The organism is Candidatus Ulvibacter alkanivorans, assembly GCF_003333325.1.
GTDB classification, from domain to species: Bacteria; Bacteroidota; Bacteroidia; order Flavobacteriales; family Flavobacteriaceae; genus Ulvibacter_A; species Ulvibacter_A alkanivorans.
Map to the genome: position 1 here is coordinate 25,302 of NZ_QOLC01000079.1, position 17,475 is coordinate 42,776.

A 17,475-nucleotide genomic window follows, 5' to 3' on the forward strand; every position below is an offset into this window, starting at 1 on the left:
TGTTACACCTAAGACAAAATTTCTTTTGTATTGCTTCGGAAAGGGCTGTCATGGTAGTCCACAGTATCATCTTAATTATAAAGGAAGGCTGGCATAACAATTGAATGAATAGCGTGGATATACGACTGAAGCTTCCGTAAATCGTTGGCTTTCAGAAAATATTATAAAAAAATTAATAATCATAATGCATTGTGCACCGTACCTTTGGTGACACAATGGCGTAAACTTATATATGGCACGATCAAAAATAACTTCAATAGACAGTTTGTCACTGCAGGAATTAAAGGAAGAAGCAGAATTAATTCCTTTAATGTCTGCCGAAGATGAGGATGAAATGGAACGCGAGGAACTTCCCGAAGTTCTACCTATTCTTCCACTTCGCAATACCGTCCTTTTCCCGGGTGTTGTAATCCCGATTACAGCCGGACGTGACAAATCGATCAAACTGATTAATGAAACTAACAAAGGAAATAAGACCATAGGCGTCGTTTCCCAAAAAGAAGAGGCCGAAGAAGAGCCTAATAGCAAAGACATCAATACCATTGGAACGGTTGCTAAGATCTTACGGGTTTTAAAAATGCCCGATGGGAACACAACCGTCATCATTCAAGGGAAAAAACGATTTGAAGTTGCAGAAGTGATCACCAACGATCCTTATATGACTGCAACAGTACGGGGCGTTTCCGAAGCGAGACCCGCCAAAGAGAATCAAGAGTTCAATACCATCATCGATTCGATAAAAGAACTGGCCTTAGAGATCATTAAGGACAGCCCCAATATTCCTTCGGAAGCAGCTTTTGCCATAAAGAACATTGAAAGTAATTCGTTTTTGGTGAATTTCGTTTCTTCCAACCTAAATATTTCTGTAGAAGAAAAACAGAAGCTTTTAGAGATCAACGACCTTAAGGACCGCGCTCTGGAAACATTGCGCTTTATGAATATTGAACGACAAAAATTGTCGCTGCGTAATGACATCCAATCTAAGGTTCAAAGCGATATTAACCAACAACAGCGTGAGTATTTTTTAAATCAGCAGTTAAAGACCATTCAAGAGGAATTGGGTGGTTCTTCTTCCGAAGAAGAGATCGAAGAAATGCGTGTTCGTTCTAAGAAGAAAAAGTGGAACGAGACAGTAGATAAGCACTTTAACAAAGAGTTATCTAAACTACAACGTATGAATCCGCAGGTCGCCGAGTACAGCATTCAGCGTAATTACTTAGATCTGGTGTTAGAATTACCTTGGGGTGAATACAGCAAAGATAAGTTCGATCTAAAACGGGCAAGAAAAATATTAGATCGCGATCACTACGGCTTGGACGATGTAAAAAAACGCATCATCGAATATTTGGCCGTGTTAAAATTGCGAAACGATATGAAATCGCCAATTTTGTGTCTATACGGACCTCCGGGAGTGGGGAAGACCTCGCTGGGAAAATCGGTAGCCGAAGCACTTGGACGCGAATATGTGCGCATGTCGTTAGGTGGATTGCGCGATGAAGCCGAAATTCGGGGACATCGAAAAACCTATATTGGCGCCATGCCCGGACGAATTATTAAGAATTTAAAGAAAGCCGGAACGAGCAATCCTGTGTTCGTGTTGGACGAGATCGATAAACTATCGGTGGGAAGTCAAGGCGACCCGTCTTCAGCAATGTTAGAGGTGCTGGATCCGGAACAGAATAGCGCTTTTTATGATAACTTCTTAGAATTAGGGTATGACCTTTCTAAGGTAATGTTCATAGCTACATCTAATAGTTTAAGTACCATCCAGCCTGCTCTAAAAGATCGAATGGAGATCATACGTGTTTCCGGATATACCATTGAAGAGAAGGTAGAGATCGCGAAACGCCATTTACTTCCGAAGCAATTAAAAGAACATGGACTCACCAAGGACGATCTAAAGATCGCCAAACCACAATTAGAGAAGATCGTAGAAGGCTATACGCGAGAAAGTGGTGTTCGTAGCTTAGAAAAACAGATCGCAAAAATGGTGCGATATGCTGCGATGAAGATCGCAATGGAGGAGGAGTACACTAAAAAGGTGACCAACGACATTATTATTGAAGCCTTGGGTGCTCCAAAAATGGAACGCAACAAATATGAGAATAACGACGTAGCCGGAGTGGTAACCGGGCTCGCTTGGACACGTGTAGGCGGTGATATCTTATTTATCGAGTCTACTTTATCTAAGGGAAAAGGAAATCTTACGATGACCGGTAACTTGGGTAAGGTCATGAAGGAATCGGCCACCATCGCATTAGAATACATAAAATCGAATGCCGATAAGTTAGGCATCGACGGCGATGTATTCGAAAAGTACAACATTCACATTCACGTTCCTGAAGGAGCGACACCTAAGGATGGACCTAGTGCAGGAATCACCATGCTAACCTCCTTGGTTTCTCTGTTCACCCAACGCAAGGTCAAGAAAAGCATTGCTATGACAGGGGAGATCACGCTGCGAGGGAAAGTACTTCCTGTAGGTGGGATCAAGGAAAAGATATTGGCGGCAAAAAGAGCTCGTATTAAAGAGATCTTGTTATGTGAAGACAACAAACGGGATATCGATGAGATCAAACCGGAATACCTACAAGGACTTAAGTTTCACTATGTAAAGGAGATGAGCGATGTGTTAGAATTGGCCTTGACCAAAGAAAAGGTGAAAAATCCGAAACAGTTATAGAACACCAATAAAACCCCTTGCCTTATTTGGTAAGGGGTTACATCATTTATTGAAATCCTTTTTACTCTTCTGAAAATAAATTATACTTGCAGTCGTTTTAACTTTCAGGAAACGGTATGTATCGCCAATGAACCAAAAGTTTTTACTTTTAATAGCCTCACTTATAGCAACTTCTGCATTTGCGCAAATAGGAGGACGTTCAACTTACCAGTTTTTGAATTTAGTAAACAACCCGCGTCAAGCAGCCTTAGGTGGTAAGATCGTTACAAACTACGACTACGATCCCATTCAAGGTCTATTTAATCCGGCAAGTATCAATCCCGCGATGGATAACCAATTATCGGTTAATTATTCCAATTATTTAGGTGATGTAAACTACGGCACCGTTGCCTACGCTTATTTGTGGGACCGACGCACTCAGGTACTACATACAGGAGTTACTTATATTAACTACGGAAAGTTCGACGGTTACGACGAACAAGGAAACGCTACCAACACTTTTAGTGGGGGCGAAGTGGCTCTCTCATTAGGACATGCTCGAAACATAGCATTTACCAATTTTCACTTGGGAGCTAATGTGAAGTTCATATCTTCTAAACTAGAACAATACTCGTCATTTGGCGTAGCTTTAGACCTAGGGGTAATGTATGTGTATGAGGCTTGGGACCTACATGTCACAGCGGTAGGAAGAAATATAGGTACCCAGATCACACCTTATAACGAGATCTACGAACCCCTGCCTTTTGAACTTATTCTTGGAGTTTCTCAAACCTTAGAAAATATTCCTATTCGGTGGCATTTTACCTTAGAGAACATGCAACGATGGAAGTTGGCCTTCGCCAATCCCAATCGTGACGAGAATGATCTCGAAGGCAATACCACTAGTGAAAAGATCAACTTCTTCGATCATGCGTTTAGACATATGATCGTGGGGATCGAATTATTCCCGGAAAGCGGATTCAACATTAGGTTGGGGTATAATTTACGTAGAGCCGAAGAATTGCGTATCTTAGAGCAACGAGCTTTTGCCGGACTTAGCGCCGGATTTTCAATAAAGCTTAATAAATTACGACTTAGCTATTCGTACGCCCGATTTAGTTCGGCGGCGTCTTCAAGTTATTTCGGACTCAACATAGACCTTCAGTAATGCATAAAATTACCATAGCTATAGACGGCTATTCATCTACCGGAAAAAGTACGATTGCCAAACAATTGGCAGACTGGTTGGATTATGTCTATGTTGATACCGGAGCTATGTATCGGGCCGTAACCCTATATGCGATGGAAAACAGGTTTATTTCCGAAGCACATTTCGACAAACAAGCATTGATACAAGCGTTGCCAAACGTCTCCTTATCGTTCAAAAAGAACAGTGAGACGGGAAAAGCTGAGATCCATTTGAATGGCCGTAATGTAGAACCACTTATTCGCAGCTTGAAAGTTTCAGAATATGTGAGTCCGATAGCGACTGTTCCCGAAGTAAGAAAGAAATTGGTTGAGCAACAACAAGCTATGGGCGAGGGGCAAGGCGTGGTAATGGACGGCAGAGATATTGGTACCGTAGTCTTTCCGAAGGCAGCCTTAAAGATCTTTTTAAATGCATCTGCCGACGAACGCGCGAAACGTCGCTATCGAGAATTGGTCGAGCGCGGAGAACTAGTCGCTTATACCGATGTCTTGGCCAATGTCATGGAACGCGACCACATTGACAGCACACGCAAAGATTCGCCATTAAAAAAAGCCGAAGACGCCATCGAGATCGATAATAGCGAAATGAACCTGGAAGACCAATTTCATGTGATCCTACAGTTGGCAAAAGATCGTATCGCCGGTCGTGTTTAAATTGTACGCTAACAACTAGATTTCCACTAATATGCTTCACGTTTAACTTATTATTTCTAAGCTATTTACACAAACCTTAGAGCTAAAATGTATAGATTTTCGCCGCCTTTGGCTTAAATATGGCATATCGATTCCAAAACACTTTGAAAATCAAAAGATAACTTGTACTTTTGCAACCCTTTTAGCGACAAGTAAGAATAAAAGGTATTTAAATAAAAATCAAATAAACCCTTCTGTGGGATGGTCGCACAAATTCTTACAAGAACACAGAATACAAATCCTTGGTCTTTGAAGCAGGTAACTGACGAAGATCAATTTTTAAAGAATGGCTGATAAAGCAAACAAAGAAAAAGCAGTAGAAAAAGCTGCTGAAGAAAAAGCAGACAAATCGGTAGCGGTTAAAGACGCTAAAAAACCAACTCGTAAGAAGAAAACGGTTAAAGCCGAAGACATCGCAGAAGTAGCCGAAGAAAAAGTAGGCGCGACAACCGAAGAAGCTGCACCGAAAGAAGTTTCTTTAAAGGAAAAAGATCCTAAGAAATTTCTTGAAGAATTCAACTGGCACAACTATCAAGAAGGGATCGATCCTATCGACGATGGAAAACTGGAAGAATTCGAAAAATTAGTAGCAGAGAACTTCGTTGATACCCTAGATGATGAGGTGGTAGAAGGAGAAGTAGTACACATGACCGATCGTGATGCGATTATCGACATCAACGCAAAGTCAGAAGGTGTGATCTCTTTAAACGAGTTCCGTTACAACCCAGACTTAAAAGTAGGGGACAAAGTGGAAGTATTGATCGATGTGCGTGAAGACAGCACAGGACAGTTGATCCTTTCACACCGTAAAGCAAGAACTATCATGGCTTGGGATCGTGTGAACAAAGCACACGACGAAGGTACTATCGTGAACGGATACGTAAAATGTCGTACCAAAGGTGGTATGATCGTAGATGTATTTGGAATCGAAGCCTTCTTACCGGGATCACAAATAGATGTGAAGCCAATTCGCGACTACGATGCATACGTTGGTAAAACAATGGAATTCAAAGTAGTGAAGATCAACCACGAATTCAAGAACGTAGTTGTGTCGCACAAAGCGCTTATTGAAGCAGACATCGAAGAACAGAAAAAAGAGATCATTGGTCAGTTAGAAAAAGGACAAGTATTAGAAGGTGTTGTGAAGAACATCACTTCGTACGGAGTCTTTGTTGACCTTGGTGGTGTAGACGGATTAGTACACATTACCGATCTTTCTTGGTCACGAATCAACCATCCAAATGAGATCGTTGAACTTGATCAAAAATTAAACGTGGTAATCCTTGATTTCGATGAGGACAAAACACGTATCCAACTAGGACTTAAACAATTGAACCCTCACCCATGGGATGCCCTTGGTGATGAGTTGAAAGTAGGCGATAAAGTAAAAGGAAAAGTAGTTGTAATCGCAGATTACGGTGCATTTATCGAAGTTGCCGAAGGTGTTGAAGGTCTTATCCACGTGAGCGAAATGTCATGGTCTACGCATTTGCGTAGCGCTCAAGACTTCGTAAACGTTGGCGATGAGGTAGAAGCACAAATTCTAACCATGGATCGCGAAGAGCGCAAAATGTCGCTTGGTATTAAGCAATTAACGCCGGACCCATGGACCGATATCACTAAGAAATATCCTGTAGGTTCTCGTCACGAAGGAATCGTACGTAACTTCACCAACTTCGGTGTGTTCGTAGAACTTGAAGAGGGGATCGACGGATTGATCTACATCAGTGACCTGTCTTGGACTAAGAAGATCAAGCACCCTAGCGAATTCACCAACATTGGCGATACACTAGAAGTGGTTGTACTAGAATTGGATGTGGAAGGACGTAAGCTTAGCTTAGGTCACAAGCAGACCGAAGAGAATCCTTGGGACAAGTACGAAGGTGAGTTTGCAGTGGGTACTAAACACACAGCAACCATCGACGAGATCGTAGACAAAGGCGCAACGATAGACTTTAACGAGGACATCACAGCGTTCGTACCTACACGTCACTTAGAGAAAGAAGACGGCTCTTTGTTGAAAAAAGGCGAAGAAGCAGAATTCCAGATCATCGAATTCAATAAAGAATTCAAGAAAGTGGTTGCTTCTCACATGAGTATTCACAAAGAAGAAGAAGCTAAGATCGTTAAGCAAGCAGCTAAAAAGCAAGCAGCAGCGGCAGAAGAGTCTAAAACCACCTTAGGTGATGCAAACTCTAAGCTTCAAGAACTGAAAGACAAAATGGACGGTAAAAAGTAATCGCTTCATTTTCAATAAAGGCAAAGCCTCTCGAATTTCGGGAGGCTTTTTTTATAGGGCCTTTTTGGGCGTTCCCCCGCCTAAAGCGGGGTCAGGCCTTCGGCGGTACACGATACCCTGCCTCAGTCCTTAACGCAGACCAATGAGATGCTTCACTTCGCTGCGCTTCGTTCTGCATGACATTCCCCTTGTCATTTCGAGCATCCCCTTGTCATACCGAGCAACGCGAGGAATCTCTCAATATAAATGCTTCACTGCGTTCTGCATGACATTCACTTTGTCATTCCAAGCATCCCCTTGTCATTCCGAGCATCCCCTTGTCATTCCGAGTGCAACGAGGAATCCCTCAAAAAGATGCTTCACTGCATTCTGCATGACATTCCCCTTGTCATTCCGAGCATCCCTTTGTCATTCCGAGTGTAACGAGGAATCTCTCTTCCAACCAAAGCAATTGTCGATCCATTGTCAATTACTCATAAATTTATCTTACTTTTGTACTCTGAATCGCATTCAGAATCTTCTATGAGCCAAAAAGTGTTATTAAACGCAACCGAAGTAGACATCGCACTTCACCGTTTGGCTTGTCAATTAATTGAAAATCACGATACTTTTAGTAATACCGTCTTAGTGGGAATCCAACCCAGAGGGGTCTTTTTAGCCGAACGACTTAAATCGGTGCTGGAAAGCGAATACAAGATAAAAGACATTCAATTAGGATATTTAGACATTACTTTCTATCGCGATGACTTCCGAAGAAGTGAAAAACCACTGGAAGCAAACAAAACGAACATCAACTTTATCGTAGAAGACAAAAAGGTGGTATTTATCGACGATGTGCTCTACACCGGACGAAGTATTCGCAGTGCACTCACAGCCATACAATCGTTTGGAAGACCTTTGGAGATCGAATTACTAACCCTTATCGATAGACGATTTAGCCGTCATTTACCCATACAACCCGACTACCGTGGTCGTCAAGTAGATGCTATAAATAATGAAAAAGTAAAAGTGTGCTGGACAGAACAGGATGGAGAAGATGCTGTATATTTAGTGAGTACTTAAGAGAGTTGAGGTACAACCTTTAGCATATAAAAGCTATAATGAAGAAGATAAAAATCAATTGTAGATAATGAGCGAATTAAGTGTAAATCACTTACTGGGAATCAAATACATTACCGAAGACGACATTCAGCTTATCTTCGAAACAGCCGATCATTTTAAAGAGGTCATAAATCGACCCATAAAAAAGGTGCCTTCCTTACGTGATATTACCATCGCCAATCTATTTTTTGAGAACAGTACCAGAACCCGCCTTTCCTTCGAATTAGCAGAAAAGAGGCTATCGGCAGATGTCATCAACTTTTCAGCCGCTTCGTCTTCAGTAAAAAAAGGTGAAACACTAATCGATACCGTCAACAATATCCTTTCCATGAAAGTGGATATGGTGGTGATGCGGCATCCAAATCCGGGGGCAGGAGTGTTTCTTTCTAAACATGTAAATGCAAGTATTGTAAATGCAGGGGACGGCGCTCACGAGCATCCAACTCAAGCGTTGCTGGATTGTTATTCAATTCGAGAACGTCTGGGAGATGTAGCCGGTAAAAAGGTAGTGATCGTTGGTGATATCTTACATTCTCGAGTCGCATTGTCCAACATTTTTGCACTTCAAAAACTTGGAGCAACAGTTAAGGTATGTGGGCCTAAGACACTTATACCCAAATATATAGAAAGTTTAGATGTTTTGTTCGAGCCTAACTTGCGAAACGCACTCGAATGGTGTGATGTAGCAAATATGTTACGCGTTCAGAACGAACGAATGGAAATAAGTTATTTTCCTACCACACGCGAATACACCCAACAATTTGGAGTGAATAAAGCGTTGCTAGATGCTCTCAACAAAGAAATTATTGTAATGCACCCGGGGCCAATAAACCGCGGTGTAGAAATTACAAGTGATGTAGCCGATAGCAAACAAGCTATTATTTTAGATCAAGTACAAAACGGAGTCGCAGTGCGTATGGCTGTGCTGTACCTACTGGCTTCAAAAATACAACACAATGAAGATTGAAAACCATGAGGATTATGTCGTTCTAGCCGATGAAAAAGATGATGCGGCCGATTTCGCCTCGTTTCTAGAATACCAAATACCTAACAAGTTCAAAGGGCAGAACGTTGTTCTTAACTTATTAGATTACGACCAATTAGAGCTCCCTCAATTACTATTGTTTCTAAAAGTGTCTAATATTCATCGGAAGACCAAACACTCGTTCGTTATTGTGAACGATGCGATCAACCCCGATGATATCCCGTACGAAATGATCGTGGTGCCTACCTTACAAGAAGCGGAAGACATCATTCAAATGGAAGCCATTGAAAGGGATTTAGGCTTTTAAAACCTGTAGGGTTGTTCATAGAATAACTATCTTTAGTATTGAAATCTATTACAAGTCATTGCATTCGCTATGAAACTCACCATTCTTGGTTGTCATTCTGCTACCCCGCGATATACTGCGCATCCTACAGCCCAAGTGTTGGAAATGAAAGGACATTTGTTCCTCATAGACTGCGGTGAAGGCACCCAAGTACAATTAAGACGTTATAAAGTAAAGTTTGCTCGCATCAAACATATTTTTATTTCTCACCTACACGGGGATCATTTCTTCGGGCTCGTGGGGCTTATTTCTACATTCAGGTTGCTAGGAAGAGAAGCGCCCTTGCATGTGTACGGGCCAAAAGGAATTAAAAAGGCTATTACGCTTCAATTAAAACTGGGTAAGAGCTGGACCAATTATGACCTCTACTTTCACGAGTTGGAAAGCAAAGAACCACAACTTATATTCGAAGACGAAAACGTTACTGTTACTACCATACCCTTAGATCATAGAGTCTATACCAACGGATTTCTTTTTAAAGAAAAATTAGGAGAGCGCACCCTTAATTTCGATGCCGCTCAAAAAGCAGGGATCGACAAAAGCTACTTCAACAAATTAAAACAAGGTTTCGATGTGGAAAATGAAAAGGGTGAACTGGTAGAAAATTCGACTGTGACCTTAGATCCGCCCCAGCCCAAATCCTATGCTTATTGTAGTGACACTGCCTATTATCCCCAGATCGTACCTCAGATCTCTAAAGCAACCGTACTATATCACGAAGCTACATTTTTAGATTCGCACGCACATCTGGCCGAAAAAACAATGCACAGTACTTCAAAGGAAGCGGGTGCCATCGCTAAAAAAGCCAAAGTAGGGACACTTATCTTAGGGCATTATTCGGGGCGTTACGACAACACAAGCCTGTTTCAAGTAGAGGCGCAAGAATTATTCGAGAATACAGAGCTTGCAGCCGACGGAAAAACCTTCGTATTTTAATTTAAATTTAATAATCATTTAAGCTTAGGGCCTTTAAAAGCTTCGGTAAAACTCGTAAATTGCATAGCAAATTATGCAAATGGCGAAAAATCTTCACGCGTATCGAAAATCGTATGAGAAAGGAGAACTTTCCGAAGAAACAATAATGGCAAGTCCCATGGAGCAATTCCAGCTTTGGTTTATTGAAGCCGAAAAATCGGGTTTGATCGATGAAGTGAATGCCATGACCTTGTCGACCATAGGAGCCGACGGATATCCTCGTGGACGTGTGGTGCTATTGAAAGAATTTAATGCGGAAGGCTTTATTTTTTACACCAACTACAAAAGCGAGAAGGGTGTTTCACTAGCCCACGATAATCACTGCTGTATTTCGTTCTTTTGGCCGCCGTTGGAGCGGCAGGTGATCATTAAAGGCAAGGCAGAAAAAGTTTCCGAAGAAAAATCGATCGAATACTTTAAAAGTCGACCGCGAAAGAGTCAGTTAGGTGCATTCGTGTCCAACCAAAGTGCAACCGTTGCAAGTAGAGAAGTTCTGGAAGAACAATTACAAGAATTGGAAAAGACCTACGAAGGACGTGATATTCCTAAACCGGAGACTTGGGGCGGCTATTTAATCACACCAACCGAATTTGAATTCTGGCAAGGTAGACGAAGCCGTTTACACGATCGCATTCAATATCGCCAGCATGATAGCAAATGGATTATTAACAGACTACAACCTTAGCGTATGAAAACATTATATATGGTTCGACACGCCAAGTCTTCTTGGAAACACGACGTGATCGATCACCAGCGCCCTTTAAAAGGACGTGGAAAAAGAGATGGTAAATTAGTATCGAATACCCTTAAAAACCAAGTGCCACCACCGGAAAAGATCATTTCCAGTGATGCGACCAGAGCTTTGACCACTGCAAATTACTTTAAGGATGCATTCGAGATTGCTGACACCGACTTTACCACCGATCATAATTTATACGACTTTAGTGGGCAAAATGCCATGCATATTATAAAGAACCTGGATGATTCGCTTGGTCGCGTAATGATCGTAGGGCACAACCATGCATTTACCTCTATTGCAAATATGTTGGGAAACAAGTATATTGACAATGTGCCTACCTGTGGATTTGTAATGATCGAATTCAAGGAGAATTCATGGAGCGAGATTACAACCGGTAAAACTGTAAAAACGCTTTTCCCCAGAGATCTAAAAGAATGACCGAAAAAACTTCAAATAAATTTGTAACCCAAAACAGGTATCGAAATCGTGAATTAAGTTGGCTTCAGTTTAATGCACGTGTACTACAAGAAGCAGAAGACCCTTCTGTTCCTCTTTTGGAACGATTGCGCTTTCTCGGGATTTTCTCTAACAACCTAGACGAGTTCTTTAAGGTCCGTTATGCTACCGTTAAACGTATTGTAGAGGCCGGCAAGGGCGGAAGAAGCTTTTTAGGAGGTATTTCAGCAAAAGACCTTTTAGAAGAGATCACACAAACTGTGATCAAACAACAGGCTGCCAGTTTGAAAATTTTGAGTTCTATAGAAAAGGAACTCGAAAAAGAGAATATTTTTATGATCGATGAAACGCAAGTTTCAGAATCACAACACAAATTTATCGCCGATTATTTTCTTCGGAAGGTAAGTCCGGCCCTAGTTACCATCATGATCGGTGAACTAGAACAATTTCCCTCGCTTAAGGACAGCGGAGCCTATTTGGCGGTGCGCATGGTAATGTCTAAGGAAGATGACACCTTCGAGACCAAAAATAATTACGCCTTGATCGAGATACCGAAAACGATCGATCGTTTTGTTGTGTTGCCAAGTGAAGGAGAAAAACAGTTTATCATCATTCTAGATGACCTAATTCGGTATTGTTTGCACAATATTTTTAGCATCTTTAAATACGAGAAGATCTCTGCCCACATGATCAAGATCACACGTGATGCAGAATTGGATATTGATAGTGATCTTAGTAAGAGCTTTATAGATAAGATATCGAAAAGCGTAAAGAATAGAAGTACGGGAGATCCGGTACGTTTTGTGTACGACAAACGAATTGATAAGAAGACCTTACAATTCCTGATGGATAAGATGGGGGTAGACACTACCGATAGTGTGATACCGGGAGGTCGTTACCACAACCGCCGCGACTATATGGATTTTCCAAGTTTAGGAAGAGAAGACTTGTTGTACGAACGTATCGAGCCTTTACCAATTCCAGGATTAAGTCTTGAAGGGAGTCTCTTCGGAAAGATCGCCGAAAAGGATTATCTGTTGTACACACCCTACCAAAAATTCTCTTATGTTGTAAAATTCTTGAGAGAAGCAGCCTTGGATCCGAATGTAAAATCGATAAAGATCACGATTTATCGCTTGGCACAAGTATCGCACATAGCGAGCTCACTTATAAATGCAGCGAAGAACGGAAAAGAAGTAACCGTGCAAATAGAACTGCAAGCCCGATTTGATGAAGAAGCAAATATTCGCTACGCAGAACAAATGCAAAGTGAAGGCGTTAACCTAATCTTTGGTGTATCCGGATTGAAGGTACACTGTAAAGCCTGTTTGATCGAGCGTCTCGAGAACCAAAAAGTAAAGCGATATGCTTTTATTAGTACCGGTAACTTTAACGAGTCGACCGCACGTATCTATACCGATTATACCTTGTTCACTTCCAATCAAAAGATATGTAAGGAGATCAATAAAGTATTCGATTTCTTTGAGGTAAACTACAAGATTAAAAAATACCGTCATTTAATTGTATCTCCACATTATACACGTAATGCGATCTACAATTTGATCGACAACGAAATAGAGAATCACAAAAACGGTCTATCAAGCGGAATCAGACTCAAATTAAACAGTCTTTCCGATTTTAAGATGATCGACAAATTATACGAAGCGAGTAGGGCAGGAGTTAATATAAAATTGATTATTCGCGGGATTTGTTGTCTAATTCCGGGGGTGAAAGGAATGAGCGAAAATATACAAGCCATTAGCGTTGTAGATAAGTTTTTAGAGCATCCCAGAATGTTTATTTTTGAGAACGGAGGCGATCGACGTATCTATATTTCTTCTGCCGATTTTATGGGTCGTAACCTCGATAATCGTGTAGAAATTAGTTGTCCTATCTATGATGAGGACATAAAAGAAGAGCTCAACGACACTTTCGAGATCTGTTGGAAAGACAATGTGAAGGCAAGAGTGGTATCAGCCAAACAGAATAACGCCTATCGTCAACCCAACGGTGATCCGAAGGTTCGATCGCAATTTGCCACTTACGAATATTATAAAGAAAAAATAAGTAATTAGTTTGTTGAACATAGAAAAATACGCTGCTGTAGATATTGGCTCTAATGCCATACGATTGTTGGTTGCCTCGGTGATAGAAGAACCGGGTAAGGACACCCTCTTCAAGAAGACATCTTTGGTGCGCGTTCCAATTCGTTTGGGTGCAGAGGTATTTATAGATGGCGCTATTTCCGAAGCAAGCATTATACGCATGATCGACGCTATGAAAGCATTCAAATTACTTATAAAGACGCATCAAGTTGTGCGATTTCGAGCATGTGCAACCTCGGCTATGCGCGAATCCTCTAATGGAACGGAAGTCGCTAAACGAATTAAAGAGGAAACCGGACTTAGCATTAACATCATAGATGGTAATGATGAAGCCGCTATAATCGCCTCAACAGACCTTACCTCACTTATTCAAAACGATAAGGTCTTCTTGTACGTAGATGTAGGAGGCGGGAGCACCGAATTCACCTTATATGCGCAAGGAAAGACTGTCGCCTCAAAATCGTTTAAGTTGGGCACAGTGCGTCTAATCAACGATATGGTAGAAGATACCATGTGGGAGCAAGTAGAAACTTGGATAAAGAAAGTCACGAAGCCCTATAGTAAAATCAATATGATAGGGTCGGGCGGTAACATTAACCATATTTATAAATCCAGTGGAAAGAAAGTAGGGAAACCGCTTAGTTATTTCTACTTAGCTAATTTCTACGAACTCATTAAATCACACAGCTACGAAGAACGTATTACCGAAATGCAGATGAATCCGGACCGTGCCGATGTCATCATTCCTGCTACCAGGATCTATCTTTCGGCCATGAAATGGAGCGGATCGAAAAACGTGTATGTGCCAAAGATCGGACTCTCTGACGGAATTATAAAAAGCCTGTATAATGAAAAGCTAGCCAAGGCCATACAGGTAAATTAGCCTGCCAGAGAATAGATTTATCCGTGAATAGTTTCGTTAGTGCCAAGATCTTTCATCACTTCGGCTTCGTAGGCAAGGAGTTCGTTCCATTTAGCATCTACTTCGGCGCGTTCGCCATATTTTCTTGCAAAACCTAAGAACATAGTGTAATGATTGGCTTCACTTACCATTAATTTTCGATAGAATTCGGCCAATTCCTTGTCTTTTAATTGCTCGCTCAACAAGCGAAAGCGTTCACAGCTTCTTGCTTCTATAAGTGCGGCATATAACAATCGATGAACTAATTGTGTCGTTCGACTGCCTCCCTTCGGAAAGAATTTGGTGATAGCGATCACATACTCGTCCTTACGGTCGCGGCCCATGGACCATCCTCGCTCAAGTATCTTGTCGTGTACCATCTTAAAGTGACTTATCTCTTCTTTTACCAAGGCGACCATTTCTTTTACGAGTTCGTCGTATTCGGGGAAAGAAACAATAAGCGAAATGGCCGTAGATGCAGCCTTTTGCTCACAATAGGCATGATCGGTCAATATTTCCTCGATATTCTTTTCTACTATGTTTACCCATCTGGGATCAGTGGGAAGCTGTAATCCTAACATCATTGTTGCTTTTAGATATCCAAATCGAATTCTTTGCGTAAATTATCCAATAAAGGATTTTTCTCTTTGAGCTTTTCGTACTTCTCACGAGGTGTATATGCATAGCGTTTTACAGCTGTTTCATTAACCTCGATCGAAAGATCGATATCGTAGTTTTGAAGTTTTTCGCGTAAATAACCTAGCAATTCATATTTAGCGCGTTCTACTTCTAACTTGATGGTGCTATTTGGGAATTCTAAGTGAATTAGCGAACCGTCCAGTTTAGGCACGCCCATAGTAAGGTGCGAAAGCAGATTGTACTTACCATCATTCTCTACCTTAGCGGTGTATTCATTCCAGGCACTAATCATGGCTTCTTCGGAAAAGTCTTCGGAAGGCAAATTCTCTTGGTTCGGTTGTTTGGCTACTTGTTCTTTTTTAAGTTGCTGTTTCTTCTGAATGCTCTTTAACGATAAGGCCGATACCTTTTTCGCATTTCGCTCTGCTATTAATTGCGGGCGTTCGATCACACGATCCTTTTGACCTGCATCTTTGTTCTCTTCTTCAATTGCTTCGGAAGCTGGAACAGGTTCAGTTTCAATCTCGTTATTAGTTGGAGTAGTAGGTGATGACGTTCGTGCGTTGGTCGCTTCTTCGGTACTTTCCGAAGTACTAGAACTTTCAGAACCAATAGCTTGTTCCGGACTGCTTTCAGCAACTACAGCCTCTCTCGTGAATTGGGAGGGAGGTATTACGTACCGTTTACTCTTTTTTTTTTCGCCCTTGGCAGTAAGTGAAGCCAATTGCAGTAAACAGAGTTCTACGAGTAAACGCTGGTTCCGACTTGTTTTATATTTTAGATCACATTCATTGGCGATCGTGATGGCTTCTAATAAAAACGCCGTATCAGATTTTTGTGATTGCTCAAAATACATGGTCTTTACTTGCTCACCTACTTCTAACAAGTCTATGGTCTCCTGATTCTTGCATACCAGTAAATCTCTAAAATGAGAGGCAAGTCCCATGATAAAATGATGGCCATCAAATCCTTTTGATAAGATCTCGTTATAAGCCACTAATACTTGCGGAATATTGTTGGCGAGCAGTAGCTCTGTGACCTTAAAATAGTAGGTATAATCGAGAACGTTCAAATTCTCTGTGACCGCTTCTCTCGTTAGCGTTTTGCCCGAGAAACTAACAACGCGATCAAAGATAGACAGTGCGTCTCGCAACGCGCCATCGGCCTTTTGAGCGATTATATGCAAAGCGTCGTCTTCGGCATCTATACCCTCACTGGCGGCTACCTCGGCCAAATGACCTTTAATATCCTGTACGGTAATACGTCTAAAATCAAAGATCTGGCAGCGCGACAGGATAGTAGGGATGATCTTGTGTTTTTCGGTAGTTGCCAAAATAAAGATCGCGTGCTTCGGTGGTTCCTCTAAGGTTTTTAAGAATGCATTAAAAGCAGCCGATGATAGCATATGTACCTCGTCGATGATATACACCTTATATTGACCTACTTGTGGCGGTATACGCACTTGATCGATCAAATTACGAATATCGTCTACCGAATTGTTGGAAGCAGCATCTAACTCGAAGATATTAAAAGCGAAATCCTCATCTTCCTTTTCGGTTCCATCTTGGTTAATCTTTTTGGCCAAAATTCGAGCGCAGGTTGTTTTCCCAACACCACGAGGACCGGTAAACAAGAGCGCTTGTGCCAAATGATCGTTCTCAATGGCGTTGTCTAAGGTATTGGTAATAGCCTGTTGGCCTACAACGTCTTTGAATTGAGTAGGTCTGTACTTTCGTGCCGATACAATGAAGTGCTCCATAGAATTGAAACAAATATAAAGATGTCCTATTTGTTATTAAAAAAACGCAGACTGAAATTTATGTTATTTATTAACATTGTTTCGGATTGCTAAAATCTCAATGTAATGCAGTACTTTTGCAACCGCAGGCCGTCTTATCGCGTTTTGTAAATGCAAAACGAGGAAAGTCCGGACACCATAGGGAAGCATAGCGGCTAACAGCCGTCATCCGTCTTATACGGAGCGGACAAGTGCAACAGAAAGAATGTACAGGTAATGCTGTAGTGAAATCAGGTAAACTCTATGCGGTGAAATGCCACGTAAACTTGTGTTCGAGGGTTCCCGCCCGATGCAAGAGGGTAGGCAGATAGAGCGTATTGGTAACAATGCGTCCAGATAAATGATAAGAAACTGTGTTACACAGTTACAGAATCCGGCTTATAGGCCTGCTTTTTCTTTATAATCTTCAATTTGTTCAATAATCCATTGTTGACACTCCTCCTTGGTATAAAACGCTTCGGCAGGACGCTTGTAGAAAGAACGCTCGAACAACGCATTATTAAACGATCGTTCGGTGTGGCACCACATAGCGACTGCTACTAATCTCGGACTCAAATTTGTTTGTAGAAAACAGGTCGGATTTACAGTATAGTCATATTTTCTATTCGAAATATAACCAAATAGGCG

Annotated in this window: 14 protein-coding genes and 1 other RNA gene; 13 read left to right on the forward strand and 2 right to left on the reverse strand. The window is 41.5% G+C overall.

The window, feature by feature from the left end; all coding sequences use genetic code 11:
* Nucleotides 1–232: 232 nt before the first annotated feature.
* The 12 genes from lon (at nt 233) to DWA30_RS07190 (ending at nt 14,393) form a co-directional block, all read left to right on the forward strand.
* Nucleotides 233–2,683, forward strand: coding sequence for an endopeptidase La (gene lon, locus DWA30_RS07135; RefSeq protein WP_114491850.1), 2,451 nt, complete (start codon nt 233–235; stop codon nt 2,681–2,683).
* Nucleotides 2,684–2,810: 127 nt separating this feature from the next.
* Complete coding sequence (porQ, locus tag DWA30_RS07140) at nt 2,811–3,830, forward strand: type IX secretion system protein PorQ (RefSeq protein ID WP_114491851.1); 1,020 nt, start codon at nt 2,811–2,813, stop codon at nt 3,828–3,830.
* Entirely contained in the window at nt 3,830–4,525 is a 696-nt protein-coding gene (cmk, locus tag DWA30_RS07145; protein WP_114491852.1) for a (d)CMP kinase, read from the forward strand. Before porQ ends, cmk begins: the two co-directional genes overlap by 1 nt.
* 325 nt (nt 4,526–4,850) lie before the next feature.
* Entirely contained in the window at nt 4,851–6,803 is a 1,953-nt protein-coding gene (gene rpsA, locus DWA30_RS07150; RefSeq protein WP_245933876.1) for a 30S ribosomal protein S1, read from the forward strand.
* A gap of 522 nt (nt 6,804–7,325) precedes the next feature.
* Nucleotides 7,326–7,865 (forward strand): bifunctional pyr operon transcriptional regulator/uracil phosphoribosyltransferase PyrR, encoded by a 540-nt coding sequence (gene pyrR, locus DWA30_RS07155; RefSeq protein ID WP_114491853.1) that lies wholly within the window; start codon nt 7,326–7,328, stop codon nt 7,863–7,865.
* 67 nt (nt 7,866–7,932) lie between these two features.
* Nucleotides 7,933–8,871 (forward strand): aspartate carbamoyltransferase catalytic subunit, encoded by a 939-nt coding sequence (locus DWA30_RS07160; protein ID WP_114491854.1) that lies wholly within the window; start codon nt 7,933–7,935, stop codon nt 8,869–8,871.
* Nucleotides 8,861–9,196 carry a ribonuclease Z gene (locus DWA30_RS07165; protein WP_114491855.1) on the forward strand — a complete coding sequence of 112 codons (336 nt, stop codon included), beginning with the start codon at nt 8,861–8,863 and terminating at the stop codon, nt 9,194–9,196. The genes DWA30_RS07160 and DWA30_RS07165 overlap by 11 nt, the downstream gene beginning before the upstream one ends.
* A 69-nt stretch (nt 9,197–9,265) precedes the next feature.
* Nucleotides 9,266–10,171, forward strand: coding sequence for a ribonuclease Z (locus DWA30_RS07170; protein ID WP_114491856.1), 906 nt, complete (start codon nt 9,266–9,268; stop codon nt 10,169–10,171).
* A 79-nt stretch (nt 10,172–10,250) separates the two neighbouring features.
* Entirely contained in the window at nt 10,251–10,895 is a 645-nt protein-coding gene (gene pdxH / locus DWA30_RS07175; protein ID WP_114491887.1) for a pyridoxamine 5'-phosphate oxidase, read from the forward strand.
* A gap of 3 nt (nt 10,896–10,898) precedes the next feature.
* Nucleotides 10,899–11,387 carry a SixA phosphatase family protein gene (locus DWA30_RS07180; RefSeq protein WP_114491857.1) on the forward strand — a complete coding sequence of 163 codons (489 nt, stop codon included), beginning with the start codon at nt 10,899–10,901 and terminating at the stop codon, nt 11,385–11,387.
* Nucleotides 11,384–13,480: a polyphosphate kinase 1 gene (gene ppk1, locus DWA30_RS07185; protein WP_114491858.1), complete on the forward strand. Its 2,097-nt coding sequence runs from the start codon at nt 11,384–11,386 to the stop codon at nt 13,478–13,480. Before DWA30_RS07180 ends, ppk1 begins: the two co-directional genes overlap by 4 nt.
* 1 nt (nt 13,481) lies before the next feature.
* A complete protein-coding gene (locus DWA30_RS07190; protein WP_114491859.1) occupies nt 13,482–14,393 on the forward strand; it encodes a Ppx/GppA phosphatase family protein in 912 nt (303 codons plus the stop codon).
* A gap of 17 nt (nt 14,394–14,410) precedes the next feature.
* Here DWA30_RS07190 and DWA30_RS07195 read toward each other — a convergent pair whose 3' ends face one another.
* Both DWA30_RS07195 and DWA30_RS07200 read right to left on the reverse strand, forming a co-directional pair.
* Entirely contained in the window at nt 14,411–14,992 is a 582-nt protein-coding gene (locus tag DWA30_RS07195) for a MiaE family protein (protein ID WP_114491888.1), read from the reverse strand.
* An 11-nt stretch (nt 14,993–15,003) separates the two neighbouring features.
* Nucleotides 15,004–16,809 (reverse strand): DNA polymerase III subunit gamma/tau, encoded by a 1,806-nt coding sequence (locus tag DWA30_RS07200; protein WP_114491860.1) that lies wholly within the window; start codon nt 16,807–16,809, stop codon nt 15,004–15,006.
* Between the two features lie 121 nt (nt 16,810–16,930).
* Here DWA30_RS07200 and rnpB point away from each other — a divergent pair.
* An RNA gene (gene rnpB / locus DWA30_RS07205) (RNase P RNA component class A) lies at nt 16,931–17,245 on the forward strand.
* Nucleotides 17,246–17,475 lie beyond the last annotated feature (230 nt).